The organism is Mesorhizobium sp. WSM4989, from assembly GCF_029625795.1.
Lineage (GTDB): Bacteria > Pseudomonadota > Alphaproteobacteria > Rhizobiales > Rhizobiaceae > Mesorhizobium.
Window position 1 is genome coordinate 482,597 of sequence record NZ_JARTVN010000002.1, and the last position, 26,054, is coordinate 508,650.

Genomic DNA, 26,054 nt, shown 5'->3' on the forward strand with positions numbered 1-26,054 from the left:
CTATGCTTCATTCATATGCAAACAAATTATTCATAGGTCGTCAAGCCGAAACTTCTTCCCTATGAAGGCTGTCTTGCGTATATGAAGATCAGAATTCACCAGAGGGCATCGGGTGCAGGACGACGAGGAAGACCGCTATCGCGCGCCGGCACTGGACAAAGGGCTGGACATTCTGGAACTGCTCGCCAGCGTCGATGGCGGCCTGACCCAGGCCGAGATCGCCAAGCGGCTCGACCGCAGCCCGAACGAATTTTACCGGATGCTCGACCGTCTGGTGAAACGCGGCTACGTCACCCGGTCAGACGGCGACCGCTATTCGCTGACGCTGAAGCTCTTCGGGCTTGGCCAGCTGCATGCACCGGTGCGCAGGCTGGTCTCCTACGCCACCTCGATCATGCGCGAGCTGGCCGAGACCTCCTGGCAGGCAAACCAGCTCGTCGTGTTCGACCGTGGCAGCGCCGTGGTCATTGCCCAGCAGGAAGCGCCGCGATACTGGGGCATCTCGATCCGCGTCGGCTCGCATATCAGCCTGTTCGACACCGGCTCGGGACATGTGCTGCTGGCCTTCCGCTCGCCGGAAGAGCGCGAGATGATGATCGCCGAGCATTTGCGCAGCAACGAGGAGATGAAGTTGTCGCCCGACTTCTTCGCCCGCCTCGACCAGGTGCGCGATCGTGGCTACGAGATGATGGCTTCGCTGCAGACCGCCGGCGTCTACAATCTGTCGGCGCCGGTGCTCGGTTCCGACGGGCACGGCATCGCCGCGCTCACCATACCCTATATCACTCTGGTCAACGCGCCGGCAGCGCCCGATATCACCAGGACCATCGCGCTGCTCCAGGCAGCAGCGGCCCGCCTGTCCCAACTCGCCGGGTCGGATGTGAGGTCACAGGAATAATTCTAATTTGAATGATGAATTCTCCCGTGAAATGATCGAGACGATGTTTGAAGCATGTCGTTTGCGCAAAAGCCGCTGCGCAATTCGGGCCACGTGGATAGCGCGACAAGGGAGGAAGCCATGATCGTCGATACGCACCTGCATCTCATCGACAGGGCGGCGCTACGCTATCCCTGGCTTTCCGCCGTGCCGGCCCTCGACCGCGATTTTTCCCACGACGATTACGCCACCGAGGCGCGCCGCGCGGGCATAGAATTGGCGCTCCATATGGAAGTCGACGTCCACCCGGCCGATATCGCGGCCGAGACAGCCCTTGTCGAAGGACTGTCGAAGAAGCCGGGCAGCCTGGTGCGGGGCGCGATCGTGTCGTGCCGGCCGGAAGAACCTGGCTTCGCCGACTGGCTGGACAAGGTGAAGGGCGATCCATTTGTCAAAGGATTCCGTCGCGTGCTGCATGTCGTGCCCGACGACGTCTCCGAGGGTGCTCTGTTCCGCGAGAACGTCGGGCGCATCGCCGGCAGCGGGCTGACCTTCGATCTTTGCGTCCTGCCACGACAGATGAGCCAAGCGATCGCGCTGGTCGATCTGGCGCCAGACGTGCAATTCGTCCTCGATCATTGCGGCGTGCCCGACATCCGGGGCAAGGCCGAGCATCCCTGGCGCGAGCAGATCGCCGAGATCGCCCGGCGCCCCAATGTCGTCGGCAAGATCTCCGGCGTCGTCGCCTATGCCGATCCGGCGAGCTGGACCGTCGAGACCCTGCGGCCTTATGTCGAGCACACGATCGGCAGCTTCGGCTGGGATCGCGTCGTGTGGGGCAGCGACTGGCCGGTCTGCACGCTCGGTGGCGGGCTGCTCGGCTGGGTAGCGGCGACGCACGCGCTCCTTGCCGGGGCGAGCGAAACCGAGCGCGCGAAACTGCTCTCCGGCAACGCGAAGAAGCTCTGGCGGCTGTGAGCCGCAAGGCCGATGCCCGACTGTATTAGCGGGGCGCCGCGAAGCTCTGCCGGAACAGGCGATTGATGTCGGCGACGACGCGGGGGGCGTCCTGCCGGCCGGCAAGACCCTCGTTGAGGCGATCGGACGCCGCCTGCTGAAACGCCATGTAGCCGTCGTGGCGCGGGCGCACCCAGGCGCCTTCCAGCGTCGCCCGCGTGCCGCGGTAGAAGTCGCCCGTCGCGACATTCACGGCTTCGTCCTCCCAGGCGGCGGCATGGCCGGGCTGGCCGCCGGCGGCGGCATAGAGGCCGCGCTGCACGTCGCCGCTGGCGATCCAGTAGGCGAAGTCGATCGCTTCCTCGCCGGCAGCGGAAAAGGCGGAGACGGCGATGCCGGTGCCGCCGAGCGCGGAGCCGACCGGGCCGTTGCCGCCCACAGTCGGCATGTCGCAAAAGAAGAGCCGGTTCGGCCGGAAGCCTGCAGTGGCATAGGGCACGTAGCCATAGATCAGCGGCGCGCAGGCGATGCGCGAGCCGGCCTCGGCCATCTTTTCGAACACCGCAATCGGATCCATCGTCAGGCACTCGGGATCGAGGAGTGCCGCGATCTCACGCAGCATTTCGAAGACGGTCTCGCCGGTATCGGGATCGATCAGATCGCTCGGGCTTTCGACTGCACATGGCCGGCCGAGATCGGCGGCAAGCGTGAAGAAGCACATCAGCGAGTGCGGCGGCCTGAGCGGCAAGAGCACGCGGCTACGCTGGGCAAGCTCCAGCACTTCGGTCCAGATCTTCGGCGCGGCGTCTATCAAATCGGGTCGCCAGGCCTGCACCTGCGTCGCGGCGTCGATCGGAAAGGCCCATTGCCGGTCCTGCCAAGTGTAGCTCGGATAGGACCGGCCGACGCTTGCCTTCGCCAGCGCTTCGCGCTCCGCCTCGCGGCCGGGCACGTCGAGCGGGGCCAGGCACTTCTCGGCGGTGATCTGGCCGACATGCGGATGATCGATGACGATCAGGTCGTAGGCGCGGGCGAGTTCTTCGACAGAGAAGGACTCGAAGTCCTGCAGCGAGCGCTTCTCCCACTCGATAGAGACTCCGGTCTTTTCCCGCCAAAGCCGGGAGCAGGCGACCATCGGATCATAGCCGCGCGGATGGTTCCAGGTCATGCCCTTGAGTGTCGTCACAGGCCGAACTCCTTGCGGATTTTTGCGCTGTGCTCGCCGACGCGCGGCGCCGCATGCTCGACTTTGGCACGCATGCCGTCGATCCTGAGCGGTGACCGGGTGGTGTCGATCGAAACACCGTCCTCGCGCGTCACGGTCTGCAGCAGGTCGAGCGCCTTGAAGCCGTCGCTTTCCAGCACCTCTTTCCAGTTCAGCACCTTCGCGCACCAGATGTCGGCGGGCTCGAGGATCGCCAGCCATTCGTCGACCGACTTCTGCGCGATGCGCTGCGCGATGATCGCCTTGATCTCGTCGCGCGCCGTGAACCAGGTCGCCGGCTGGTCGCGATAGGGCGCCAGCGCCTCGATCTCGAGCAGGTCGGCGAGCTTCGGGATCGGCGTCATGGCGATCGCCAGGAAGCCGTCCTTGGCCGGATAGACTCCGTAGGGCGCCGCCAGATAGGCGTGGGCGCTATGGAACGACGAACGGCGCGGCAGCCGCCGGCCGTCATTGAGATGCGTCGTCAGCACCTCGAACTGGAGGTCGATCAGCGCTTCGAAGAGGCTGGTCTCGATATGGCCGCCCGCGCCGGTGGTGCCGCGCCGGACCAGTGCTGCAAGGATGCCTTGCGCACAGGCGGCGCCGGCCAGCATGTCGGCGATTGCCAGGCCGAACGGCACCGGACCCTGATCTTCGTCGCCGTTCAGCCACATGACGCCGGAGCGCGCCTGGGCAAGCAGGTCCTGACCCGGACGCTTTACCCACGGGCCTTCCTCGCCATAGCCGCTGATCGAGGCGTAGACCAGGCGCGGATTGAGCGTCCGCACATGCTCGTAATCGAGGCCGAGCCGCTCGATGACGCCGGGCCGGAAGTTCTGGATCAGCACGTCGGCCTTGGCGAGCAGCCCGCGCAGCGCTTTAAGGTCATCCTCGTTCTTCAGATCGACCGCAAAGCTTTCCTTGGCACGGTTGATGGCGTGGAAGATGGTGGAATCACCACCGATCTCGGTGTCGCTGAGATAGAGCCGGCGCGACAGGTCGCCACCATCGGGCCGCTCGATCTTGATGACGCGGGCACCGAGGTCGAGGAGCCTCAGCGAGCAGTAAGGTCCCGACAGGAACTGGCTCATGTCGACGACGACAAGGCCGGACAGCGGCAGGTCGGCGGCCATCATTGCTTCTCCGTCTTGCCGGCGAAGTCGGCCGGGTCCTTGTATTTCACCGTCTGCAGATGCTCGCAGTAGAGCACCAGCTCGCCTTCGCCCTTGAACACTTCATAGCTGGCGCGGATCAGCCCCATTTCCTTGTAGCGGGGCTTCTTTTCCATGTTGGTGCGGATCGAATAGATGGTGTCGCCGATGAAGACCGGCTTTATGAAGCGGAGCTTGTCATAGCCGTAGGAAAAGGCATTGACGCAGTTGGTGGCGACTAGACCGAGCCCGGCCGAGAAAACGAACGCGCCCGCCACGAGGCGCTTGCCGAAGATACCTTCGCGCTCGGCGAACATCTGGTCCTGCACATAAGGGTGGATGTCGAGCACCAGGGTGTTGAAGAGATGACTGTCGCCTTCGGCCATAGTGCGCCGGAGCGAGCGGATTTTCTGGCCGATTGGCCAATCTTCATAGAACCAGTTTTCGGCATTCCATACCGGCAGCAAGGCGTGATCGGGCGGCATGTCGGCAGGGCAGGTCGAAGCGACGCCGACGGTGGGCGGGAAGCTGGTCATTGCGCTGTTCGTCCGCTCCGGGAGAATGGCCGCACCGCTCCGGCAAGCCGGAGTCGGACGCGATCGATCCTCCAAATCTTCTTTTGTGAATACTATATTCACATATGAGATTTGCGCACAAGCCGGTCCGGTGAAATTTCGCCTGCACGATCGAACTCGGAGTTGCCTTGGATGCAGCAGGCACAGCGCCAGGCGCGGCTACTTCCGGCAGTTGCCAGCGGACTTCCGGGTCACGGCGAACGCCGCTGTGCCGGCCGGGATGGCGAGGCGCTTCTGCCAGGAAGGACCGCCACCGGCCCGAATCATACAAAACCAATGATTGTTTTAGTCAATTCTACAATTGTAACCCGCCTAAGGGTAATGCGACGATAAATTGTAGGCGGAGGAGCACTGCACGATCCCGTCAAATCCGGCCAATAAAATTAGCTTCGATAGCGGTGTAATTCGTTAGTAATCGATCGTCAGGATAACCCGGACCTCGACATATTTGGTGCCTTTTTCTTGAGTCGATTATGGCGGTTCTCGGCGCATTCCCTCCCGGTATCGGTTGCCGGCCCTTCGACGAGAGGGATTGGGGAGGCGTGGCGGATTGCCTGCACCGGGGGTTTCCGGAGCGCAGCAGGAGCTATTGGATAGAAGCGCTGACCCGCCTGGCGCAGCGGCCAGCGGTCGTCGATTTTCCGCGATATGGGTTCGTCCTGGAGAAGTCGGGCCGGATCGTCGGCGCAGTGCTTACGCTAGCACGCCGCGTTGGGCTGTCTTTCGCTGATCTGCGTCTGCGACGGTCTGGCGTTGCCGCTTGTGCTGAAGCCGCGCCGGATATTGCATGGGCACGTGTCGTGCTGCCAGGTCGTCTACTGCCGATCCCACGCGGATCTGGTCAGGTGCGCCGGGGTCGTGGGCCGCTTTCTCCTGCGGCGCCGACAGCTGCTTTGCCTCGTCGATGCGATGGGCCCGGTTCCCGGTCTGTCCGGCAGGTATTTTCCGAACAAGGGGATCAAGTATTTCAAGGGTCCGAAATCGCCTTCTCCGGGAGACCTGACGTTCACCGAAATGGTGCTGTTCGGTTCCTGAACGAAATCGTGAAGCCGGTCTGGAGCCCAGCCGATCCGAAGTCAGTCCGCCGCTTCGGCTCTTGCCGCCATGCGCCAGCGTGTTCCCAGCGAGACGCCCACGAGCAGCAGACAGAAGGCGAGGGCAAGAGGGGAGTAGAAAGCCTCCTCCTGTAATACGGCATTGGCCGAAATGGTGACGATGCCGACAAAGCCGAACAGGAAATCCGGGTCGCCGGTCTGGATAAGCTGCCGTCGCAATGCCACGGCCAGCGCCGCCAGGAAGCCGAAGAAGACGAGGCTCCCCACGCCCATCTGGTAAAGCATGACACCGACCGCGCTCTCGACCGGCACGGAGGCGGCGCCTTCGGCCTGGGCGGTTTGCCAGTTGAGATTGATGCTGGTGCTCGACAGGTTGCCGCCGAGACCCAAGCCCTGGCCGAGCGGATCGGCCAGGAAATCGCGCATGCCGGCAATCAGACCGAGGACGTGATAGTCGCCATGGGTGGCGCCATAGCCGATCGCCGCCGTCGTCCAGACCACGGCCAGGGCCATCGCGGCCATGAGCGCCAGACCGGCGCGGGAGGGACTGTAGATCAGCCGCACGGCAATTGCGACGAAAAGCATGAAGGTCGCGCCCTTGGAGCCGATGACGAGCAGCAGCGGCAGAGCCGCGAGAGGCAGCACCCATCGTCCTTTGAAGAGCAGCCAGGCCGAAATGATGCTTAAGGCGTAAGCATAGCTGATCGGATGGAAGTTCGGGCCGCCGATGCGGAAGACGCTTGGCAGGATGTCGTTGAACAGGGGCGTGTTGAAGAAGGTCGTGGTCATCACGTCTTCGATCCCACGGTAAACGAAACCGGTTTCCTGAAGCGCTTTTTCCCACACGCCGGTCTCGACCTGCCGCGAGATGCTGCGCTCGACATATTGGTCGCCGTGGAACAGTCCGAGGAAATCCATGGTGAAGGTCAGTTCCGCATAGCCATAGACGATCGCGCCGGCGCCGAGCCACAGCATGCTCTTGCGCAGATCGACGGGATAAAGGCTGGCGGCGAGGACCGCGACGTGGAAGCAGGCGAGCGGCGTGATCGTGTTGCGGAAATAGACGACCGCGTCCTTGGGGTCGCCATGCACGACGCCGAGAGCGAAATAGAAACAAATCGTTCCGCACAGGACCATGCTCAGCAGCAGCCACGGGCGCAACTCGGTCAGCGCGCGGACGCGGTACTGAAATGAGGCGGCCAGGAAAATGCCGAACGCTGTCATCAGGATGATGAAGTTGGTGCCGCGCAGCGCGTCGAACGTGTCGTTGTCGGGAATGTAGGGGGTGAACCAGGCGACCACGAGGTTCTGAAAGAGAAAGGCGCAGATGATCAGCACCGGAACGCCCGCCGGCATCGCGTTCGAAACGATCAGCGTCAGCACGAATGTTGCGGCAATCCCGAACGGCGTCCACACGGCAAATGCGGAGACGGCGAGCGCAACGACAAGCAAGGCCGTGCCGACATGCAGCAAGGTTTCGGGCGTATCCCTGCCCGGCAAACCCAGTCTGACGGGCGAAGAGACCTGCATCGTGCTCATCGCTGATCCGCTCCGCTCGTCACTTGTCCCAGCAAGCGTAGATGGCGCCTGTCGTCCATTTCCGGCCTAACCTCCAAGGAGCGCGGCAATCATCGAGCCGTCGAAGCCCTCGACGCTCTGCCTGCTCCTGATGAAGCCGAAGCCCTGATCGAGCTCCCAATAGGTCCATGCCACATGGTTCGCTTCAGCCGCCTTGCGCACGGCGCGCACCCAGGAGGCGCGGCTTTCGGCATCCACGCAGAAGTTGAGCACACCGAATTCGTTCAGCATGACCGGGCAGCCGTTGGTGGTGGACCAGCGCGCCAGATCGGCAAAATCGGAGCCGATCCGCGCGGCCGTCCAAGGCGCCGACAATTCCTCTTCAACGAGGTTGGCGGCTTCTTCGTCGCCGGCCGACCGCAGTTTGGAGATAAGCCGGCTCACCTGGGCCATTCCCTTGCTTGCGGGAAAGGGCAGGTCCGCGATGCGGGCGAGCGGCGAGGCATCCCAGGTCTCGCACTGGTGGGTGAAGGCCAAGGGGGCGTAATAGTGAACGGCGGCAATCTGGTTGTCGTCGGCGAGCGGCGGCGCGTCGGCGATTTCCCAGATGCCCTGAAACCGTGCCGGTCCCCAGACCAGCGTGTGGCGCGGACATTTCGCCCGCAGCGCCGCGGCGATCCGTTCCCGCAGCGCCAGCCAGGCGCTCCGTTCCATCGGTGGCTCGTTCAGCAGCTCGGGATAGACCCACTCCGCAGGCAGATCGGCAACGACGGCACGCAACGCCGTCCAGGCCTGAAGCACTCTTCCTGCAGCCGCCTCGGGATCGTTTCGAAAAACTCCTACAAGCTCGCCAGAAGGATGCATGTCGAGGAGGACCGAAAAGCCCAGCCCGACAAGATCCCTGATCCCGTTCTGGATGCGGCGAAGCGTTGCCGGGTCGCCGCTGGAGACGAGATCGCCGTTGACCGGCAGCCGGATCGTTTCGAAGCCTGATTGGCGCAGCTTCTCAAGCGTGGCCGTGGCGGGAGCAAGCCCATCGTTTCGGTCGAGCCATCCGGGAAGGTTGAAGCCGCGCGACGGAACTTGGCCGGCCGTCGCGAGCGCAGCGGATTGCGGCAGAGGGGAGGCGGCGAAAACGGCTCCGGCGGCAAAGGCCAGCGCCTGTCGCCTCGACACCTTGGGCGGCGATGTCATCGATGCACCGCCTCCACGGTCTAGCCCCGAACGGTGGCGCTGCGGCGCTGCTCGCCGGCCGCTCGCGGACTGTCGATCGCCGTGGCTGGCCGCGCGCTTTCCGCCGCGACGACAAGAGTGGCACTGCGGCCGATCTGGCCGGCACCGAATTTTTGCGCGAGCAGCCTGGCGGCTTCCGAAGGCTGCTCGGAGGGGCTGAGCGCCAGAAGCGCAAGATCGGCTTTGGCGAAGAGCTCCGGATTCCAGCCGTTCTCATTGAGCGAGGGCGCGATCACGACGACGAAATCGAACGCGCTCCCGGCTTCGGCCAGAATGCCACGGAACGAGTTGCGATCGGCAACGCCAGGACTTTTTTCCGCCACTGAGCTGCACACGACAGTCTGCAGACCGGTCGCGCCATCGATGAACAAACCGGCTCCGTCTGTCGTCGCGCTGGACAGACGATCGCCAATTTCCACCATCAGCACGTTCTGATCGGCTCGTTGCATTCCGATGCCCAGCATCGCGCCCGCAATCCTTGCCTCGAAACTGCTGTGGATCGAAGACACGAGGATGACGAACGGTTTGCCGTGGTCGTTCAGGTGCAAGACCATCTGCCGCATGATCTTCAGGACGGCGAGCGACAGCGTTTCGTTTCCGGTCTGGAAGAGCTGTTTCCTGATCGCCTTGATGTTTGAATGGGCGGTCCCACCGGCGACGCCGGGCAGACGGTACTCGCCGAAATTGGCTGGCATCGGCAATGGCCGGGGGCTGACCGGCGCGCTGTCCTTACGGTCCACGACCGGCTCCGGCACGGCCGCCTTCGGCGCCTGCGGGTCCTCTTGCGGCTGCGGGACCGGACCAAGCGCCAGAGCGAGGCCGCATCCGGCGAGGAGCCCCAGAACGGCGCTCACCAAGAGAAGCAGGACCGGCTTCGGCCATGTCGGCTGGACAGGCGGCGAAGCCACGCCGATCTTGCGCGCTTCGGATGTCTGCACGCCCTGCATCTGCGACGTTTCCTGTGCACGCTTGAGATAGTCGTCGAGCACGGCACGCGCCGCCTGGGCTTTCGATTCCAGCTGCCGCAGCTGTACCTGCGCGATGTTCGAGTTCGTCGACTGTTGGCGCAGGGCTTCGAGCTTGTCCTGCAGCTTGCCGACATTCTGCACGGCGAGATCATAGCTGGCCTTCAACTGCTGCCTTATGCGATCCGCCTCGGCGGACATCAGCCGCTTCAAACGCTCCAGCTCGGACTGCAGCCGCCCGATGGTCGGGTGGCGCGGCCCGTACATGGTTTGCAGGCTGGCAAGCTCGGTGGCGCGCTGGTTGTAGTCGTCGCGCAATTTGATGGCCGAGGTGGAGGTAAGAATATCCGCAAGCTTGGCGAGCCCGGCCGGCGAACTGCCCGCAGCCAGCGCCTGATTGTAGCGGTCCTTGGCCTGGTCGGCGTCGCCCTGGGCGGCGATCAGCTGCGTCGTCAGCTGATCGAGCTGCGACTGCAGCGTGCCGCCGTCCGTCGAATTGACGATATTGTGTTTCGTCTTGAAGTCTTCGACCGCCCGCTCGGCGTCGCTGACGTCCTGCTGCAGGCCGGAGATCCTGTCCGTGAGCAGCGTATTCACGTCGCTGTTGGCGCTCTCGCGTTCTCCCACCAGGCCTGCCCGGTACTGATCGACGATGGCATTGGCGATGCGCGCGGCCTTCTCCGGCGACGACGACGTGAAGCTGACATTGATGACGTAGGTCAGCCCTTCGCGCTCGACAGAAACCTTGCTCTGGAAGCGCTTGAAGGCGGCGTCCTGCGGCGCGCTTGCGCCGGCTCCGAACAGACGTGAAGCAAGGCCGCCGCCGGCGAATTCCGGATCGCTGTCGAGCTTCTGGCTTTTGAAGACGGCGCCGAGCAGGTCTGGCGACTGGATGACGAAGACCTGGCTGGCGATGGCGGCGCTGTCGGAGCCGATCCCCGGAAGCACGTTGTTGAAATTGGTCGCGCGCGTGTCGCGGGGGTCGATCAGTATCGAGGCCGTTGCGGTATAGCTTGGTTTGGTCACCGCAAGATAGGAGAGCGCCAGCAGCACTGCCGCGCCGGCGATGGCAAGCACCATCACGCGTCGCGCCCAAAGGATGGCCCACACTGCACCTATGTCGAACAACGGCGTAAGAGTGCGCTCGTCGATACTGGCTGGCTTCATCGATTTTCCTCGTCGAGAGCCGCGACTTCACGACCTCACTCGTCTCCACAGTATTAAGGATTATCGTTAGCCATCCGTTAAGCTTGGCGGCGTGACGATGCGCTCGGCGCTGGCGATGCCGGTAACCATGCGAAGCGTTCGCGCTGGCGCGGTTGCGGCATTTTGCTTATGCAGGATCGGGTTTTGAGCGTCGTCGTAGGTGCGGGTAGCCCATCGCCGATCGTCTCAGGAGGCGAGGTTGAAGGACAATAAAGGGAACCGCGAGGCCGCCCCCGGGGCAGGGGCCAGCCCGGCGACCGACATACGCATGTCGGTCACGGCGCTTGCCAAGAGCGGCGCCGTGGCCGGCATCATCAAGCTTGCCAGCGCGGGCCTGTCCTTCCTGATGTTCGTGGCCGTGGCGATGGTGACGAACGAACGCGAGTTCGGCCTTTACAGCGCTACCTATGCCGGCGCGAGCCTGGTTTCCTTCTTCGCTTCGGTGGGGCAGCAGAGCACCGTGCTCAGGTTCTGGCCTCAATATGCCGGGCTGGGCGATCTCGGCTCGGCTCACGGGCTGATGGCGCGTGCCATTCTCGTGGCGCTGGCCGGGCTTGTCGGCACCAGCCTGCTCATCATCGTGGTGGGATTCCTGCCCTTCGTCGGCAGGGGAACGCCGGAATGGCTGCCGCTATGCGTGGCGGCGGCGGTGCTGTCGTTCTCGCTCGGCTGGTCGGAGTTTACCTCGGGCGCCTTCCGGGCCAAGAACGCGCTGATATCGGGCCTGCTGCCGCGGGACATCATTTGGCGCGCGGCGACAATCGCCGCCGTTGCGGCGCTGCACTTCATGCAAGTGAAGATCGATGCGATCGCGGCGACATATCTGACGGCGCTGCTGCTCATCCTGTCGGTCGTCCCGCAAACAATTGTGCTGTTGCGCGACACGACGCGGGCAGATCGCGGTGGTCTCACGGAAGGGCAAAAGCAGGAATTCAAGACGGTGACGCTTGGCCTGTGGGGCGTCACCTCGCTGCCGCCCGCGCTCGGCCAGGTCAGCACCCTGCTCGTGGCGATGATCCTGGGGCCAGAGGCGGCAGGCGCGATCTTCGTGGCGGACCGGACCACGCGCTTCGTGACCCTTGCCCTCAACGGCATCAACCAGGCGCTGGCGCCGCAGATATCGGCGGCCTTCTACAGCGGCGACAGGGCTCACGTGCAGCGCATCACCAGCCTCGCCGCGCTTGGCGGCTCGGCCATTGCGCTGTGCGTGCTGGCGTCCTTCTGGATATTCGGCGACTTCATCCTGTCCATCTTCAATCCGGCCTATGCGACGCCGACCATGAGGGCGACGCTCGTCATCTTCGGCATCGGGGCGACGTTCGGCACCGCTTGCGGCCCGATCGAAGTCCTGTTGCAGTTGACGGGTCTGCAGCATGCGCTCTTCAAGGTGCTGGTCATCGTCAACGTTGTCGGACTTTGCGTGACGGCCGTGGCAACTTACTACCTCGGGTCCATAGGAGCGGCCCTCAGCATTGCCGGAACCGTCATCGCATGGACGGCTTTCGGGGTATTGATCGCCCGGCGCAGAATCGGCATCAACCCGTCGATCCTCGGCTTGTCCCTGGACAGGATCGGGCTGGTGCCTCATGCCCTCCTGAAGGGGCGCACGTGAAGATCGTCCAAGTGCAGACCCAGGCGGAAGCAGCGGGGGCGCAGCGCATCTCCGACATGGTGGGCGAGGGCTTGCGGGCGCGCGGGCACGAGGTACGCACCGTCTTCATGTACCGCAAGACCGAAGCCTATGACCGCGATCCCAATGTGGATTTCGTCCTGACGGACAGACCGCGCGGATTGCCCGGGCAGATCCGGGCGACCGTCGGCTTGGCGCGATATCTGCGCGCGGCAGGCCCCGACGCAGTCATCACTTACCAACACTATGGCAATATCTTCGGCACGATCGGCGCCCGGCTGGCCGGCGTCAGGCACATCGTCGCAAACCAAAGCGGTGCCCCGCAAAGCATGGGCGTCATGGGGCTGCTCTCCCAAATCGACAAGCTGATGGGCACGGTCGGCCTTTACCAGGCGAATGTCGTCAATTCCGGCTGGACTCAAGCGCAGTTCGATCGCTATCCGCGCTCCTATCGGCGGCGCATGCGTCGCATCGATCACGGCGTACCCGCGCCGGGCGAGGAATTCGACAAGGCAGCGGCGCGCGCCGCCTTCGGCCTGCCGCAGGACGTTTGGCTGGCCGTATCATCGGGCCGACTGACGCGGATGAAGAACCAGATCGCGCTTGTCGGCGCGCTCGATCGACTGCCCGACGTCCATGTCGCGCTGGCAGGCGCGGGGCCGGAGCGCGAAGCGCTCGTCGCCTTTGCCGAAAGCCGCGGCGTTGCCGACCGCCTGCATCTCGTGGGCGAGGTTCCGCCGACGCGCATCTTCGAATTCCTCGCGGCCGGGGATGCCTATGCGTTTGCCTCGATGACGGAGACCTTCGGCCTCGCCTGCGTCGAAGCAGCCATTTCCGGGCTGCCGGTTGTGGCCAGCAACCTCGACGTCTTGCGCGAGGTGCTGACCGCGGAGGACGGCTCTCCCGCCGCACTCTTCGTCGAGGCCGACGCTGCCGGCATGGCCAGGGGCCTTGGCGATCTGTTTGCGCGGCCGGAAGCCAAGACCAGGCTTTCGGAGGCGGGACGGCGGCTGCGGGATAAGTATTCGCCGGCCAGGATGTGCGCGGGCTACGAGGCGCTACTGCTTGCCTGACCGCTTGCGCACGGCGGCGATCCCGTCGATCACTTCCAGGCGCCCGGCTCGATTGAGTGTGTGGATTTTCGGATAAGGAAAGTCGCCAGCCGCATCGATCGGCCGCGGCGGCGACAGCCGCACCGTCTGCTGGTTGAGCTCCAGCAACTCCGACAGGCCCAGCCCGCCGCCATAGCCCAGCGTTCCGTCCTGGACCGGAAGAAGCACGCGGCCGTCGCGGTTGCGCACGAAGGCTCCGCCCGGGCGGGCCATGCGGTGGTCGATCAGGACCGGGTTCGCCGGATGCGGCCGCCACGGACCGGCAAGCGCGGGGGCGGAGAAAATCACCAGCGTGTCGGAAGTGCTTCCATGGCCGTCACGGTCCGTGGCGAACAGCCAGAGCATGCCTTCATGCTCGAACAAGGTGGCATCGGAAATCTCGCCTTCGACCAGCACGGTCTCGACAAGCCAGCTGTCCGGGAAGCCCGCGGCGCGGTAGAGCGTGAGCTTGCCGCCGGCGCTCGCCTCCGGCAGCATCCAGATCGCGCCGTCGCGCTCGAATACCTGCGGGTAGGAGAGGTGGTGAGCCTCCTCCAGCACGACCCGAGGCTCGCCAGGAACGCCATCCGCATCAAACGGAACAACGGAAATGACCGCCTTTCCGGTCTCGTGCGGATAGTCCTCGACGAACACGAAGGGCTGACCCTGCCACCAGAAGGGGAACGGGTCGGCATAGAAATGATCGCCCGGATCCGGCAGCACCGACCAGCCGGTGCCGAGCTTGCCGGTATCGGCGACACCCGGCGCATCGGTAAAGCGATAGCCGACACGCCAATGCGCGTGGCGGAAGCGCGCGCGCCGAAGCGCTTCCCGGCCGAGCCGCGGCAGCGCCGAGCCGAAATAGGCGGATGTGAACCCGCCTCGCTCGCCACGACCATGGATTTCAGCAACTGCCCCTCGTGGCAGCCGGTCGGCCGCGAACGCGCGGGTGACCGACTGAACCAGAGTGATGGCGCGGGCGAACACGTCCTCGGTGCCGAGTGCGCTGGATTCCCGCTTGTCGACCATGGGCCGCGCTTGGCCGACCACCGTCTTCCCGTCGAGCACGGCCTCGATCACCGGGAGCCTGCCGGCCGCGACGGCAATTGCAGCCGAGAGATCGGCGCTGGATCCGTCGAAAAGAAGGCCGATGGTGGGAACATTCGCCAAGGCCGCATCGCCGGCAAGATCGAGCCTCAGCGCGGGGGGGCGATTGCCGGGCCGTGCCGGGATTGCTTGCAGCGCGGAGCCGAGAAGGGGTCCGCGCCGGCGGAAAAGACGTTGCTCGAACTGGAAGGCGGCTTTTGCCGCTGCCGGCCAGGTCGCCGGCCCGGGCTGATGCGCCACCGCGACATCGTGGCCGTCCGCCTCCAGCCGCTCTATGGCGAGCCGCTGCCAATGGCGGGGCGCCGATTGCGGAACGATGACCTCGATCGCCAGCATGTCTTGGGCGGCTATGTCCTGCTCGGATTTCCAACAATGAGGAACGAGAGACTGGCCGAAAATACTTACATCGGCGTTACACGCAAAACCGGATTTCTACTTTTTCGGCATGATTTTCGACTTGCGATCCCGAAGCGGTTGTGGTCGTCCGCCCGGACTGCCATGCAACGCAAGATTAGCGGTTTCGGCATATACCAAGATTCCAACAATCGCGGCGACCGGTCTTGACCTGGAACGTAAGAAGTCGTGGATAGCCGCTGTCCCTGCCGGTTCGGATCACATGTTTGAAGTCACTGCCGAGGATGCGTTCGATTTCCGTTCGACGGAGTACGCCGAGCTCTTCGCCAGCTCGGCGGCAACCGCTTTTCAGCATCCGATTTGGCTCGCGCAACTTTATGAGAGGCTCGTGCGGCAAGGCGCCGCCACGCCACTGATCATCGTCGTCCGCGTGCGTGCGAGCGGAAGGCTCGCGATGGTCCTGCCGCTGGTGAGGCGCCGCTACACGCTGCTGAAGGTCGTGGAATTCGCGGATATGCGGGTTTCGGACTATGTCTCGCCCGTCGCCGACGAGGAGACCTTCTCCCGCATTCTTGCCGACGCCCGCACCGTCGCCGCCATCCGCAAGTATCTGCGGCCATACGATCTCCTGCGCATAGGCAAGCTGGCGGACCGCTCCCTGGCGATGGAGCACCTGCTTGGCGTCGACAAGCGCGACAGCATGGGCATGAGCGCCTATTCCAGCAAGCTGGAGCCGACATTCGCCGGCTGGCGCGAGCAGCGGCTGGACCAGTCCTATCGCAAGGAGCTGGACAAGAAATCCCGGCAGCTCAACCGCATCGGGGAGGCGCGCTTCGAATGCGTTGACGGCCCGGCCGCGGTCCGCACGACATTCGATGCCCTCAAGCTCTATCGCGGCAAACGCTTCGACGGCAGCAACGGTCCGGCCGACCTTTTGCAGCTGCCTTCCTATTTCGATTTCTACCTGGCCGTGGCCAATGAAGGGTGCGGCGGCTTCGCCCGCACCTATGCATTCTGGATGAACGGCCAGCCGATCGCCGGCGCGCTCGGGCTCAAGCACCGCGGCTCGCTCCTGGTCATCCTCGGCGGTTTCGACGAGGCCGGCTACCGGAAGCAGTCGATCGGCAGCCTGATGTTCGAGCAGATCGCCCGCGATTGCATCGAGCGCGGCGATCAACACCTCGATTTCACCATCGGCGACGAGCCCTACAAGCGCGTGTTCGGCGGCCGGCCTTCACCGATGTGGCAAATCTACCGCGCAGGGAGTCCGCTCGGCTATGCGGCGCATCTAACGGTGCAGAAATTGCCGGCGGCCAAGGCGCTGGCGCGGCATATCCTTGAGGCCGCGCATGTCAAGAAGGCCAAGCCTTCGGCTGTCATCGTGCCGCCGGCTGCCGATGAAGCCGCCGAGTCGTCCTAGTTGAAGCGGGTCGGTTCGGACGCCTTACGCTAGCTTCAGGCGGTCGCGCACGCCTATGCCGAAGCGTACTTTGAACGAAATGCGCCGGCTTACCCGCAATCAGGTCACGGCTTCCACTTGCGGCCGCTTGAGACCGCGCAGCCGCGCGGCAAAGCTCGGGCTGAACTTGTCGATCTCGTGCAGGATGCGGCGACGGCTGAAATGAACCTGCCGGCGCGCGCGCCAGCGCAGGTCCGTGTCGATGGTCAAGCTGCGGCGGAAATTCGCCAACTCGAGCCCCCGTTCATCCATCGCCTGCTTCGTGGGATCATCATAGAAGGTGGCGATCTTCGCCGCCGCCATGCCGGGCGAGGCCATCCACTGCGGCACGTGCACCATGCACAGGCGCTCCACATCGGTGAGGAGGCGGCTGACGCCTGTTCCGGCGGCCGGACAGGATGTCTGATAGGCGTCTCCGATCAGGACGACGCCGTCGCGCTTGCAATTTTCGGCGACGGTGATGTCGGTGAGCCAGCTCGAAACGCGGTCGATGACCTCGAAATCGCCAAAGGTCTTGAGGAGTCCCGGAAGCGTTTCAATGAGCGTTTCGCGCGGGCGGTCGCGCAGCGCCTTGACCCACGGGTCGGTATGCTCCCGGAAAACAAAGAGGTTGGCGCGGGTAACGCCGCCGGCCGGGAAGAAGTTGAGGTAATCGATGCCGTCCGAAACGCGTTCGCCGTAATAGGTCAACGCCGGATGCTTGAACGCGCTTGCTCCCGCCGGCCGGACATTGAAACCGAAAGTCAGCGATTGGCGCTGGTGGACGAACCGGCGCTCGATGCCGACGTCGCGCCGCAGGATGTCGCCCATGCCGGTGGCGAGCACAAGCAGGCGAGCCGTCACATCCGGCTGCCCGATGATCGACACACGCTGCCGCTCTGGGCCGGCCTCCACAGCGCTCACCCTGCCGGCGACGAAGCGTACGGCCTTGGGCAGTTCGGCCCGCATCGCCGCGACGAGGTCGTCGTAAAAAATGCCGTAGTGGCGGGCTCGCGTGCGGTCGAGTACTCGCCCCTTGCGCACGTTGACGATCTCGTCGAATGCCGCGGCCGCCGTGGAAAGACTGTCGAGGAGGCCGATCCGGCGCAGCTTGTCGATTTGGTCGCCGGCGATCTTCTCGACACGGAACTCGCGCGGAAAAACGGGGTGGCGGTCGATCAATGTGACACGGTAGCCCGACCGGCCGAGGAGAGTCGCGGCAAGTGTCCCGGAGAGCCCGCCGCCGACGACAGCGATCTCCGTGTCGGTTCCCTCCGGCAGCGGACGAAGCGAATGTTCGGCTGTCATTGGGAATACCTCAATAGGGCATAAAGGGCACGCGGATTGGTGGTGAAGTAGCGCCAGAACAGCCGGCGCGGCTCCATCAACATGCGCCACAGCCATTCGAAACCCGCCTTCTGGACCCAGAGGGGGGCGCGCCGGACCTTGCCGGCAATATGGTCGAACAGCCCTCCGGAAGTCTTGATCACACCGACATTCGAGAGCCGCGAGCCAAAATCGCGGACAAAGATCTGCTCGCGCGGCACGCCGAGGCCGAGCCACAATATGTCCGGTGCAAGCGCGTCGATCTCTTCGAGCTTTTTCTCGAGCGCTTCGCCGGTGAGGTAGCCATGGCTATGGCCGACGATGCGCAGGCGCGGATAGCTGGCTTTGATGGCGGTCACGGCCTTGGCGTTCCCGGCCTCAGTCGATCCAAGCAGATAGAAGGTCGCGGCCTCGTTCTCGGCGAGCTTCGCCACATCGTGGAACAGATCGGTGGTGGCCACCCGTTCCGGCAACCGCGTGCGGCACAATAGGCGCGAGGCGAGAACAAGCGGCTGGCCGTCGGCGAAGATCTGGTCGGCTTCGCGGAAGAGGGCGGCGATCTCAGATTTCGCGCGAACCTGGGCGATGACGTCGCCGTTGGCGGAGGTGAAGTAGTAGGGACGGCTGCCATGGCGGTGCTGCCGCGCCGCCGCGAGCATCAGGCGGGCGGCGCCCTGCCGATCGATCACGGTGACAGGCAGCCCGCCAAGCTGCACCGTCGGCAATGCAGGCAGGTCCTGCCGGGAAGGGGCTGCTTCCAGCGCTGCCACGGCGGTCACGCTTGGACGTCCGGTCGAAGTCTGGTGCTGCAACCGGGGAAAACGAGAGGTCTCATGGTTCGCGGACGTCAGATGTTGGCTGGAGTGGAGCGGATCCGATCCGCCGGTCGTAGCGCTGTGTTGTTCAAAATCTCTTTTTGAAGTTTCTAAAACTTTTCGCATAGGAGAAGTCGCCCCACTCTCCGGTAGTTCAAACTACCTCCTTCATGGCACCATACCTAAAAAAATCAAAAAGTTAAGCGACATGTTAATAGTTAGTTAATATGGACAATTTGAATCGAAATATAAATCAGTTTAACCTTTTGACCTCGACTTCACTTGCTTTTTGGGTGATTTTGAAGCTGCGTTTTCAACACGAATGCGATGCGATCGCCACTGGTGCGACCACATTGCAATGCCAACAAGCTCCTGATCTATCCTGGGTGATCCTGGGCCACGAAATAGTTGGTGAGGCGGGCAGCGACATGCATGGCGCCCGCCAGACGGGCAAAGCGGAAATCGTCCGGCGTCAGCTACTCCGGCAAAGGCCAAGACCGATCTTCATGGCTCTATTTCACACCGATGCCGGCGGTCAGGCCGCCGTCTATCTTGTAATCCGCGCCGGTGCAGAAGCTCGCTCTGGAGGAGCACAGAAAGGCGATGAGTTCGGCCACTTCTTCCGGTTCGCCGATGCGGCCAAGCGGATGCGCCGCACCGAAGCGCCTGTACGCTTCCTCGACATCGGCATCGCTGCCGGTTTCGCCACGCGCGGCCTTCTCCAGGATCGGTGTGCGGATCGAGCCTGGGCTGACCGAATTGACCCGGATGCCAGCCGCCGCGTAATCCAGCGCCAGCGAACGCGTCAGCGTATGGATTGCGCCCTTAGTCGTGGCATAGGCGGCGACGTTCTGCTGACAGGCGAAACCCTGCACCGAGGCGACATTGACGATGGCGCCGCCACCACGGCGGATCATTTCGGGGATGCCGTAATGCGCCGTCAGGTAGATCGAGCCGACATTGACCGTCATGGCCTTGTTCCATGTTTCCCAGTCGGTCGTGGTCGCGGTTCCGTAGGGATGGACGGCCGCCGAATTGACGATCACGTCGAGGCCGCAGAACCGTGCGACCCCGGCAGCGACGGCATCGCGGACCTGGTCCGCCACGGAGACGTCGGTGTCGACGACCAGCGCGCCGGCTTCGGAACTTTCCAGCTCCGCTCTCATTGCCGCATTGGCCGAGCGGTCGATGCCGCAGGCGATGATCGCAGCACCCCCTGCGGCGAGGCGCCTGGCGGTTGCCAGACCGATTCCCGTCGTCCCCGTCACCAGGGCGACCTTGCCAACAAAATCCTTCATTGCGGGAACTCCTTCAGTCACGTGTCGGAACCCGGCTCTTCCGGCAGGAATCGCAGGGCGAAATCCAGATGGCGGCTCATCAGGTAGGCGTAGGCCACTCTGTCGCGCGCGCGCAGGGCGGCGACGATCTCGCCATGCGCGGCGCGGGTGTCGGCCAGGACCGGGCGCATCTCCTTGCCGATGGTCATGATCCGCAGGATCACCGGGGAAAGGAAGGAATACATGTCCGACAGCATGCGGTTGTCCGCCAGCCCGATCAACGCCATGTGGAAGTCGAAATCATTCTCGGCGGCCTCCTGGATCGAGCGGCTCTCGACGATCCGCGCGTTGACCGCGTCGAGCGCTTCGATCTGCTCGTTGGTGGCGTTGAGCACGATGTGGTCGCCGATGCCGACTTCGATGATGCGCCTGAAGCCCTGAATGTCGGCGAAGGAGGAGCGCGAGACATCCATATGCGCGGCAAAGAAATTCTGGATGGCGATGCTATGCCTGTCGGCGAGCACCGCCCCGACGCGGGGTTTCGGTTCGATCAGCCCGTAGGTCCGGATAGCGCGCAAAGCCTCGCGCACAGTGTTGCGACTGGCGCCGGTGATCTCGCTGAGCTCGCGCTCTGTCGGCAGCACGTCGCCGATATTCAGCTGCCGCGAGCGGATGAGATCGAGGATCCGCCCGGCCGCGGCATCGACCGCCGAACTGCCGCCGGGGTGCCGGCGGGCGACGCTCTCGCGCACGGCCTGAGAATTTTCCAATGACGATCTCCCAAATTGTTGGACCAGAATATCGCAACATTCCGGGAAAACAATCGAGTTGGATGCGGTCTCGACCAGTTTGCCGGGCTACTGTCGGCCATTAGGGCGTCCGATAAAGCCCAAATTGTCATTGACTCTCATCGTGGTCCAACAATAACTTGCCGCTCCCTCTCAAAGGAAGGCAGAAAATGGAGCAGTGCTGGCGTTGGTATGGCCCGGACGATCCGGTGACGCTGGATCACGTCAAGCAGGCCGGGGCGACCGGAATCGTCTCGGCGCTGCACGACATCTATGACGGGCGCGCCTGGCCGCTGGAAAACATCCTGGAGCGCAAGCGGATCATCGAGGCGGCGGGGCTGACCTGGTCGGTCGTCGAGAGCATCCCCGTCCACAACTCGATCAAGATCGGCTCGCCGGAACGGCTGCGCTATGTCGGCTTTTACAAGGATACGATCCGAGCGCTGGCGAAGGCCGGCATCGCGACGATCTGCTACAATTTCATGCCTGTGGTCGACTGGACCCGCACCGATCTGGCGTATCGCCTTCCGACGACGGGTTATGCATTGCGTTTCGACGCGATCGATTTCGCGGCCTACGACCTGTTCGTGCTGAAGCGACGGAATGCCGAGGCCGGCTACAGCGCCGCGCGCATCGCCGAAGCGGAAGCGCGATTGAAAGAGCTCAGCGACGAGAAAATCGACCGGATCGAGCGTAACCTTATCGCCGGACTGCCCGCCACCGAGCGCAGCTACAACCGGGACACTTTTCGCGAGGCCTTGGCCGAGTACGATTCGATTGGGCCAAGGGAATTGCGCCACAATCTCGCCTGGTTCCTGCGCGAGATTATTCCGGTCGCCGAACAGGAAGGGGTGCGCATGTGCATCCATCCCGACGATCCGCCCTTCTCGCTCTACGGCCTGCCGCGCATCGTTTCGACAGCTGACGATGCGCGATTCATCCTCAATGCCGTGGACAGCCCGGCAAACGGGCTGACATTCTGCACCGGCTCCTACGGCACGCGCGCCGACAACGACATCGTCGCCATGGTCAAGGAGTTCGCGGGCCGCATCCATTTCGTCCATCTGCGCAACGTCACCATCGAGGATGACGGCTCCTTCTATGAGGCCGAGCATCTCGAGGGCGGCACCGACATGGCGCATGTCATCCTCGCCCTGATGCAGGAGGAAGCGCGCCGTCGAAAGGAAGGCCGCGCCGACTGGCGCATTCCGATGCGACCCGATCACGGACATCTGCTCGCCGACGACATCGGCAAGACCAGGATCAATCCCGGTTATTCGCTGATCGGCAGGCTGAAGGGCCTCGCCGAACTGCGCGGCATCATGCGGGCCGTCGAACGGTTCGGGCTGGCATAGAATCGAAACTCTCCACCCACATTACCGGCGAGCGCAATTCGCTGCATAATGACCGCGCTGGCCGAGAATCGGTGTTCGGCAAGCCGATCCTCCACGGCGGCGTCAGTTCTGGTATTCTCAATGCCCTGGTCGCGGAGGATTTGCCCGGGCCCGGGACCGTCTTTCTCGAAATCGCATGGAAGTTCGTCAAGGCGGTCGGCGTTGAGTAGGCGATCATCGGACGCGTGGAGGTCAAGAAGTTGCGCCCCGACAAGCCGATCTGCAAGATCGAGACCAGCCTACGCAACGGCCAGGGGAGCTTTGTCCCACCGGCGCGGCGACCGTGTTGACCGTCCCGCTGCAAGGCGCATGAGCGCGGTGAGCGGCAGCCCGCTTGGCATGGCCGCCGACAGCGGCCGCTGGCGCGTGCTGTCGCTGCTTTGCCTGGCGGTCGTTCTGTCGCTGACCACCTGGTTTTCGGCGACCGCCATCCTGCCCGAACTGAGGCAGGAGCTCGCGCTCGGCGCCGGCGGGGAGGCCTGGCTGACCAACGGCGTTCAGGTCGGCTTCGTGATCGGTGCGCTGGGGGCGAGCCTGGTCAACCTTCCCGATTTGGTGCGGCTCAGCCGGCTGATGGCGGCCGCCGCTTTTGTCGCCGCGCTCGCCAATGCGAGCCTGCTGTTTCATCTCGGGCCGGGCGGCGTGATCGCCGCGCGTATTGTCACCGGCGCAGCACTTGCCGGCGTCTATCCGCCGGCGCTGAAGCTCGTCGCCACCTGGTTCACGCGCGACCGGGGGCTGGCGCTCGGCGCAGTCATAGGCGCGCTCACCATCGGCTCGGCGCTGCCGCATCTTTTTCGCGCTGTCCTGACCGCGCTCGACTGGCGGCCGGTGGTCGCGGCCGCCAGTGTAGCAACGACGGTCGGCGCGCTCCTGTTTCTCTTGTTCGCAAGGGAGGGGCCCTATCCTTTCGGCAAGGCGGTGTTCGAGCCATCGCGCATCGGGCAGGTGTTTCGCGAGCGGCCGCTGCTCTTGGCCAATCTCGGCTATCTCGGCCATATGTGGGAACTCTACGCCATGTGGGCGTGGCTGCTTGCCTATACGCGCTCGGCATTCGAGGCGCAGGCGATCGGATCGGCCGCTGCCGCCTCGCTTTCGACCTTCTTCGTCGTCGCCTCCGGCATCATTGGCTGCCTGTTGGGCGGCTATCTGTCGGACCGCATCGGCAGAACCGCGACCACCGCCGGCATGATGATCGTCTCGGGAAGCTGTGCGCTGCTGATGGGCTTCCTGTTTGCCGGGCCGCTTTGGCTCTTCATGCTGGTCGCCGTCGTCTGGGGTATTTCGGTGATCGGCGATTCGGCGCAATTCTCCGCCGCAGTGACCGAGCTTGGCGATCGCCGCTTCGTCGGCACGGCGCTGTCGGTGCAGCTTGGCGCCGGCTTTGCGCTGACGGTGCTCGCCATCTGGCTGACGCCGCGCTTCGCCGACTTCATCGGCGGCTGGCGCTGGGCCTTCCTGCTGCTGGTGCCGGGCCCGCTTCTCGGGGCGGCCGCTATGCTGTGGTTGCGAAACTTGCCGGAGAGCGTGAAAATGGCCGGCGGCCTCCGCTAGCGCTCTTGCTCCTCGACTGTCTAGCGCTGGAGCCGATTGAGAACTTCGTCGCTACGCAAATCGCCAGCGCTGGGCCCACGCTGCTCCGTTGGGCGTAAGGTTGGCGATTGCACATTTGCCGGGAACAATGCAGCCTAGCTTCGAGGCTCGAAAGCTGCCTCCCGGAGCGGGCCATGCAGGCAGGATACGCGGCACAGTTACTGGTGCAGATGTCATGACACGCGCCCAGTTGGCCGGCGTCATCCTGGGTCTGTCGCTGGTCGCAGCGCTTACCATTGTCCGGGCGAGCGACCCGCAGCCGTTGAGACTCGCCCGCGAAGCGACGTTCGACCAGTATCAGAGGCTGGCACCTCGCCGCTTCGAGTCGATGCCCGTCCGCGTGGTGGACATCGACGAGGCCTCATTGCAGCAGTTCGGGCAGTGGCCGTGGCCCAGGGATCGCATGGCGGCCATGGTCGAAAAGCTGACGGAGCTTGGTGCGGCAGCCATCGCATTCGACATCCTTTTCGCCGAGCCCGACCGTCTGTCGCCTCGCACTGTCCTCCGCGACGTGCCGGGCATCGATCCGGCCCTGCTCGACCGCCTGCCCGACAATGACGAGATCTTCGCCGGGTCGATCGCCGGCAAGCCAGTTATCCTGGGCTACGGCATCTCCAACGAAGGGAACTATCGGCCGCAAATCAAGGCTGGCATTGCCTTTATGGGCGAGAGCCCGGTCGCTGCTCCTCCGCCTATCAAGGCAGCCACGCCGCTGCGGCCGCAGCTTGAGGCCAATTCAGCCGGCATCGGACACATCAGCCTCAATCCCGGCAGATCGACCGCTGTGGTGAGGACAGCCCCACTCTTTCTGACTGATGGCGAGCAGCTTTATCCGGATCTTGCCCTCGAAGCCATAAGAGTAGCGCAGGGGGCCTCCACCTACCTCATTGCCGGCGCGCCGGATCGGCAGGGCATAATGACCTCCGTCAAGATCGGCGACTTCGTTATCCCGGTGACCTCGGCCGGCGAACTCTGGCTCTATGTCAGTCCCGACAGGGCCGAGCGTTATGTTTCGGCGAAGGACGTGCTTGCACCCGGCGGAGTCTCGTCCGAAACGAGGGCCGCGATCGAAGGCAGCATCGTGTTTGTCGGCACTTCGGCCGCCGGGCTGCAGGACATTCGTGTCACCGCGCTCGGTGAGAACGTGCCGGGCGTCTCGATCCACGCGCAGATCGTTGAACAGGTGCTGTCCGGCCACTATCTGTCTCGGCCTGATTGGGCAAACGGGCTGGAAATCGCGTCGATCGCGATGCTCGGCAGCCTCCTGGTGATTCTGACGATTTTCGTAAGCCCCGCGATTGCGCTCGCCTGCGGCCTTGCGATCACGGGACTGGCGCTCGTCGCATCATGGTTTGCCTTTTCGCTTGCGGGACTGCTGTTCGACCCGTTTGCGCCGATCCTCATGGGCACGATCACGCATTTCGCGACAACCTCTTTCCGCTTCCTGGTGACTGATCGAGAGCGGCGCGCGATCCGGCGGGCCTTCGGTCAGTATTTGTCGCCATCGCTTCTCTACCGGATCGAGCACACGCGCGACGCGCTTCGTCTTGGCGGCGACGACCGAGAGCTGACCGTGATGTTTGTCGATGTGCGAAACTTCACGGAGATCAGCGAAAGACTGCCGCCCACCGCCGTCGTGCGGTTTTTGAACACGCTTCTCGACGCGCTCAGCCGTCATGTCACCGCCAATGAAGGCACGCTCGACAAGTTCATCGGCGATTCGATCATGGCCTTTTGGAATGCCCCGGTCGACGTCACCGATCATCCCCGCAAAGCCGCTCGCGCGGCATTGGCGATGCGCGAGACGATTGCCCGCCTCAACGAAAGCGATGCATTCGGATTCGGGGCCGGGCAGACGGTTCGCATCGGTATCGGAATCCATACCGGCGTCGCCTGTGTCGGAAATATGGGCGCGGAGTCGCGTTTCAACTATTCGGCCGTTGGCGACGCGGTGAACATCGCAGCGCGTATCGAGACAACGTGCAAGACGGTGAGTTTCGATATCCTCGCGTCCGACGACACAGTAAGATCGCTGCAAGGCTGGGCCTTGCTCGACGCCGGATCGCTGGAACTCAAGGGAAAGAGCACGAGGACCAGAATCAATGCCGTCGTAGGCGATGAAAACGTTGGGTCGTCGCCGGATTTTGCCGAATTGCGGCTTCTCCACGGCAAGCTCGTGGAGGCGTTGCAATCCCGCTTGCCAGGCACCCGAAAGATGATCGCGGCGGCCAAAGTCAAGGCTGCGGGCCTGCCGACAGGGTTGCAGGAATTCTATGGCCGGATCTCGCGCAGAGCGGATGATTTTGTTGGCAAGCGGGCGGGAGCGGCGATGGAAGCGAATGCCGGCTATGCGGAGCAACAATTCGGCTCCGGTTCCTGACCTTCATTGATGTAGGGCGGTCGACCGCTCGACTCGGTGGTGTTCAAGGGCAACAATTTCGTCCACCCCGACGTAGGGGCGAGTTGGCCCAGACCGGTTGGCGAAGTCGGATACGGACGC

Annotated in this window: 21 protein-coding genes; 10 read left to right on the plus strand and 11 right to left on the minus strand. The window is 63.9% G+C overall.

Annotated features, from left to right (window positions below; all coding sequences use genetic code 11):
- Positions 1-112 precede the first annotated feature (112 nt).
- Complete coding sequence (locus P9217_RS15065; protein WP_067326231.1) at positions 113-898, plus strand: IclR family transcriptional regulator; 786 nt, start codon at positions 113-115, stop codon at positions 896-898.
- A gap of 120 nt (positions 899-1,018) precedes the next feature.
- Positions 1,019-1,855 carry an amidohydrolase gene (locus tag P9217_RS15070; RefSeq protein ID WP_278087169.1) on the plus strand — a complete coding sequence of 279 codons (837 nt, stop codon included), beginning with the start codon at positions 1,019-1,021 and terminating at the stop codon, positions 1,853-1,855.
- A 25-nt stretch (positions 1,856-1,880) separates the two neighbouring features.
- On the opposite strand, the gene P9217_RS15075 is transcribed toward P9217_RS15070, so the two are convergent.
- From P9217_RS15075 to P9217_RS15085, 3 genes are read right to left on the minus strand one after another with little or no spacing between them, the layout of a single operon-like run.
- Positions 1,881-3,002, minus strand: coding sequence for an extracellular solute-binding protein (locus P9217_RS15075; protein ID WP_127847417.1), 1,122 nt, complete (start codon positions 3,000-3,002; stop codon positions 1,881-1,883).
- A 14-nt stretch (positions 3,003-3,016) separates the two neighbouring features.
- Positions 3,017-4,174: a CaiB/BaiF CoA-transferase family protein gene (locus tag P9217_RS15080; protein ID WP_127215204.1), complete on the minus strand. Its 1,158-nt coding sequence runs from the start codon at positions 4,172-4,174 to the stop codon at positions 3,017-3,019.
- Complete coding sequence (locus P9217_RS15085; protein ID WP_127215205.1) at positions 4,171-4,725, minus strand: MaoC family dehydratase; 555 nt, start codon at positions 4,723-4,725, stop codon at positions 4,171-4,173. The genes P9217_RS15080 and P9217_RS15085 overlap by 4 nt, the downstream gene beginning before the upstream one ends.
- 897 nt (positions 4,726-5,622) lie before the next feature.
- Between P9217_RS15085 and P9217_RS15090 the strand changes: the two genes are divergently transcribed.
- Positions 5,623-5,799 (plus strand): hypothetical protein, encoded by a 177-nt coding sequence (locus P9217_RS15090; protein WP_278087170.1) that lies wholly within the window; start codon positions 5,623-5,625, stop codon positions 5,797-5,799.
- A gap of 41 nt (positions 5,800-5,840) precedes the next feature.
- On the opposite strand, the gene P9217_RS15095 is transcribed toward P9217_RS15090, so the two are convergent.
- The 3 genes from P9217_RS15095 to P9217_RS15105 all read right to left on the minus strand — a co-directional run bounded on the left by P9217_RS15095 (position 5,841) and on the right by P9217_RS15105 (position 10,702).
- On the minus strand, positions 5,841-7,358 hold the full coding sequence (locus P9217_RS15095; protein ID WP_127246033.1) for a hypothetical protein: 1,518 nt from the start codon (positions 7,356-7,358) through the stop codon (positions 5,841-5,843).
- 66 nt (positions 7,359-7,424) lie between these two features.
- A complete protein-coding gene (locus tag P9217_RS15100) occupies positions 7,425-8,531 on the minus strand; it encodes a cellulase family glycosylhydrolase (protein WP_067326246.1) in 1,107 nt (368 codons plus the stop codon).
- Between the two features lie 20 nt (positions 8,532-8,551).
- Positions 8,552-10,702: a GumC family protein gene (locus P9217_RS15105; protein ID WP_278087171.1), complete on the minus strand. Its 2,151-nt coding sequence runs from the start codon at positions 10,700-10,702 to the stop codon at positions 8,552-8,554.
- A 238-nt stretch (positions 10,703-10,940) separates the two neighbouring features.
- Between P9217_RS15105 and P9217_RS15110 the strand changes: the two genes are divergently transcribed.
- Both P9217_RS15110 and P9217_RS15115 read left to right on the plus strand, forming a co-directional pair.
- On the plus strand, positions 10,941-12,353 hold the full coding sequence (locus tag P9217_RS15110) for a lipopolysaccharide biosynthesis protein (RefSeq protein WP_278087172.1): 1,413 nt from the start codon (positions 10,941-10,943) through the stop codon (positions 12,351-12,353).
- Positions 12,350-13,444 carry a glycosyltransferase family 4 protein gene (locus P9217_RS15115; RefSeq protein WP_127215209.1) on the plus strand — a complete coding sequence of 365 codons (1,095 nt, stop codon included), beginning with the start codon at positions 12,350-12,352 and terminating at the stop codon, positions 13,442-13,444. The genes P9217_RS15110 and P9217_RS15115 overlap by 4 nt, the downstream gene beginning before the upstream one ends.
- On the opposite strand, the gene P9217_RS15120 is transcribed toward P9217_RS15115, so the two are convergent.
- Complete coding sequence (locus P9217_RS15120) at positions 13,430-14,905, minus strand: hypothetical protein (protein WP_278087173.1); 1,476 nt, start codon at positions 14,903-14,905, stop codon at positions 13,430-13,432. The two genes, P9217_RS15115 and P9217_RS15120, sit on opposite strands and share 15 nt — an antisense overlap.
- Positions 14,906-15,185: 280 nt before the next feature.
- On the opposite strand from P9217_RS15120, the gene P9217_RS15125 reads away from it, so the two are divergent.
- The gene (locus P9217_RS15125) at positions 15,186-16,343 is read left to right on the plus strand and encodes a GNAT family N-acetyltransferase (protein ID WP_278087174.1); all 1,158 of its coding nucleotides are present in this window, start codon (positions 15,186-15,188) and stop codon (positions 16,341-16,343) included.
- A 99-nt stretch (positions 16,344-16,442) separates the two neighbouring features.
- On the opposite strand, the gene P9217_RS15130 is transcribed toward P9217_RS15125, so the two are convergent.
- The 4 genes from P9217_RS15130 to P9217_RS15145 form a co-directional block, all read right to left on the minus strand.
- Positions 16,443-17,669: an NAD(P)/FAD-dependent oxidoreductase gene (locus tag P9217_RS15130; protein ID WP_127246030.1), complete on the minus strand. Its 1,227-nt coding sequence runs from the start codon at positions 17,667-17,669 to the stop codon at positions 16,443-16,445.
- Positions 17,666-18,346 carry a WecB/TagA/CpsF family glycosyltransferase gene (locus P9217_RS15135; RefSeq protein WP_245307597.1) on the minus strand — a complete coding sequence of 227 codons (681 nt, stop codon included), beginning with the start codon at positions 18,344-18,346 and terminating at the stop codon, positions 17,666-17,668. Before P9217_RS15135 ends, P9217_RS15130 begins: the two co-directional genes overlap by 4 nt.
- Positions 18,347-19,014: 668 nt before the next feature.
- Positions 19,015-19,800, minus strand: a complete 786-nt coding sequence (locus P9217_RS15140) for an SDR family oxidoreductase (protein ID WP_095823341.1) — start codon at positions 19,798-19,800, stop codon at positions 19,015-19,017.
- 17 nt (positions 19,801-19,817) lie between these two features.
- Complete coding sequence (locus tag P9217_RS15145; RefSeq protein ID WP_278087175.1) at positions 19,818-20,549, minus strand: FCD domain-containing protein; 732 nt, start codon at positions 20,547-20,549, stop codon at positions 19,818-19,820.
- Between the two features lie 188 nt (positions 20,550-20,737).
- On the opposite strand from P9217_RS15145, the gene uxuA reads away from it, so the two are divergent.
- From uxuA to P9217_RS15165, 4 genes are all read left to right on the plus strand, one after another.
- The gene (gene uxuA, locus P9217_RS15150; RefSeq protein ID WP_278087176.1) at positions 20,738-21,922 is read left to right on the plus strand and encodes a mannonate dehydratase; all 1,185 of its coding nucleotides are present in this window, start codon (positions 20,738-20,740) and stop codon (positions 21,920-21,922) included.
- A gap of 71 nt (positions 21,923-21,993) precedes the next feature.
- Positions 21,994-22,131 (plus strand): MaoC/PaaZ C-terminal domain-containing protein, encoded by a 138-nt coding sequence (locus tag P9217_RS15155; protein ID WP_206628220.1) that lies wholly within the window; start codon positions 21,994-21,996, stop codon positions 22,129-22,131.
- 139 nt (positions 22,132-22,270) lie between these two features.
- On the plus strand, positions 22,271-23,515 hold the full coding sequence (locus P9217_RS15160) for an MFS transporter (RefSeq protein WP_278087177.1): 1,245 nt from the start codon (positions 22,271-22,273) through the stop codon (positions 23,513-23,515).
- Positions 23,516-23,729: 214 nt separating this feature from the next.
- Positions 23,730-25,934: an adenylate/guanylate cyclase domain-containing protein gene (locus P9217_RS15165; RefSeq protein ID WP_278087178.1), complete on the plus strand. Its 2,205-nt coding sequence runs from the start codon at positions 23,730-23,732 to the stop codon at positions 25,932-25,934.
- Positions 25,935-26,054 lie beyond the last annotated feature (120 nt).

What these genes read in the sequence shown, in the direction of transcription:
- P9217_RS15070 (WP_278087169.1), top strand. Translation starts at nt 1,019, where the DNA reads ATGATCGTCGATACGCACCTGCATCTCATCGACAGGGCGGCGCTACGC.
- P9217_RS15075 (WP_127847417.1), bottom strand. Translation starts at nt 3,002, where the DNA reads ATGACCTGGAACCATCCGCGCGGCTATGATCCGATGGTCGCCTGCTCC.
- P9217_RS15080 (WP_127215204.1), bottom strand. Translation starts at nt 4,174, where the DNA reads ATGATGGCCGCCGACCTGCCGCTGTCCGGCCTTGTCGTCGTCGACATG.
- P9217_RS15085 (WP_127215205.1), bottom strand. Translation starts at nt 4,725, where the DNA reads ATGACCAGCTTCCCGCCCACCGTCGGCGTCGCTTCGACCTGCCCTGCC.
- P9217_RS15095 (WP_127246033.1), bottom strand. Translation starts at nt 7,358, where the DNA reads ATGAGCACGATGCAGGTCTCTTCGCCCGTCAGACTGGGTTTGCCGGGC.
- P9217_RS15100 (WP_067326246.1), bottom strand. Translation starts at nt 8,531, where the DNA reads ATGACATCGCCGCCCAAGGTGTCGAGGCGACAGGCGCTGGCCTTTGCC.
- P9217_RS15105 (WP_278087171.1), bottom strand. Translation starts at nt 10,702, where the DNA reads ATGAAGCCAGCCAGTATCGACGAGCGCACTCTTACGCCGTTGTTCGAC.
- P9217_RS15120 (WP_278087173.1), bottom strand. Translation starts at nt 14,905, where the DNA reads ATGCTGGCGATCGAGGTCATCGTTCCGCAATCGGCGCCCCGCCATTGG.
- P9217_RS15125 (WP_278087174.1), top strand. Translation starts at nt 15,186, where the DNA reads ATGTTTGAAGTCACTGCCGAGGATGCGTTCGATTTCCGTTCGACGGAG.
- P9217_RS15130 (WP_127246030.1), bottom strand. Translation starts at nt 17,669, where the DNA reads ATGACAGCCGAACATTCGCTTCGTCCGCTGCCGGAGGGAACCGACACG.
- P9217_RS15135 (WP_245307597.1), bottom strand. Translation starts at nt 18,346, where the DNA reads ATGCTCGCGGCGGCGCGGCAGCACCGCCATGGCAGCCGTCCCTACTAC.
- P9217_RS15140 (WP_095823341.1), bottom strand. Translation starts at nt 19,800, where the DNA reads ATGAAGGATTTTGTTGGCAAGGTCGCCCTGGTGACGGGGACGACGGGA.
- uxuA (WP_278087176.1), top strand. Translation starts at nt 20,738, where the DNA reads ATGGAGCAGTGCTGGCGTTGGTATGGCCCGGACGATCCGGTGACGCTG.
- P9217_RS15160 (WP_278087177.1), top strand. Translation starts at nt 22,271, where the DNA reads ATGAGCGCGGTGAGCGGCAGCCCGCTTGGCATGGCCGCCGACAGCGGC.
- P9217_RS15165 (WP_278087178.1), top strand. Translation starts at nt 23,730, where the DNA reads ATGACACGCGCCCAGTTGGCCGGCGTCATCCTGGGTCTGTCGCTGGTC.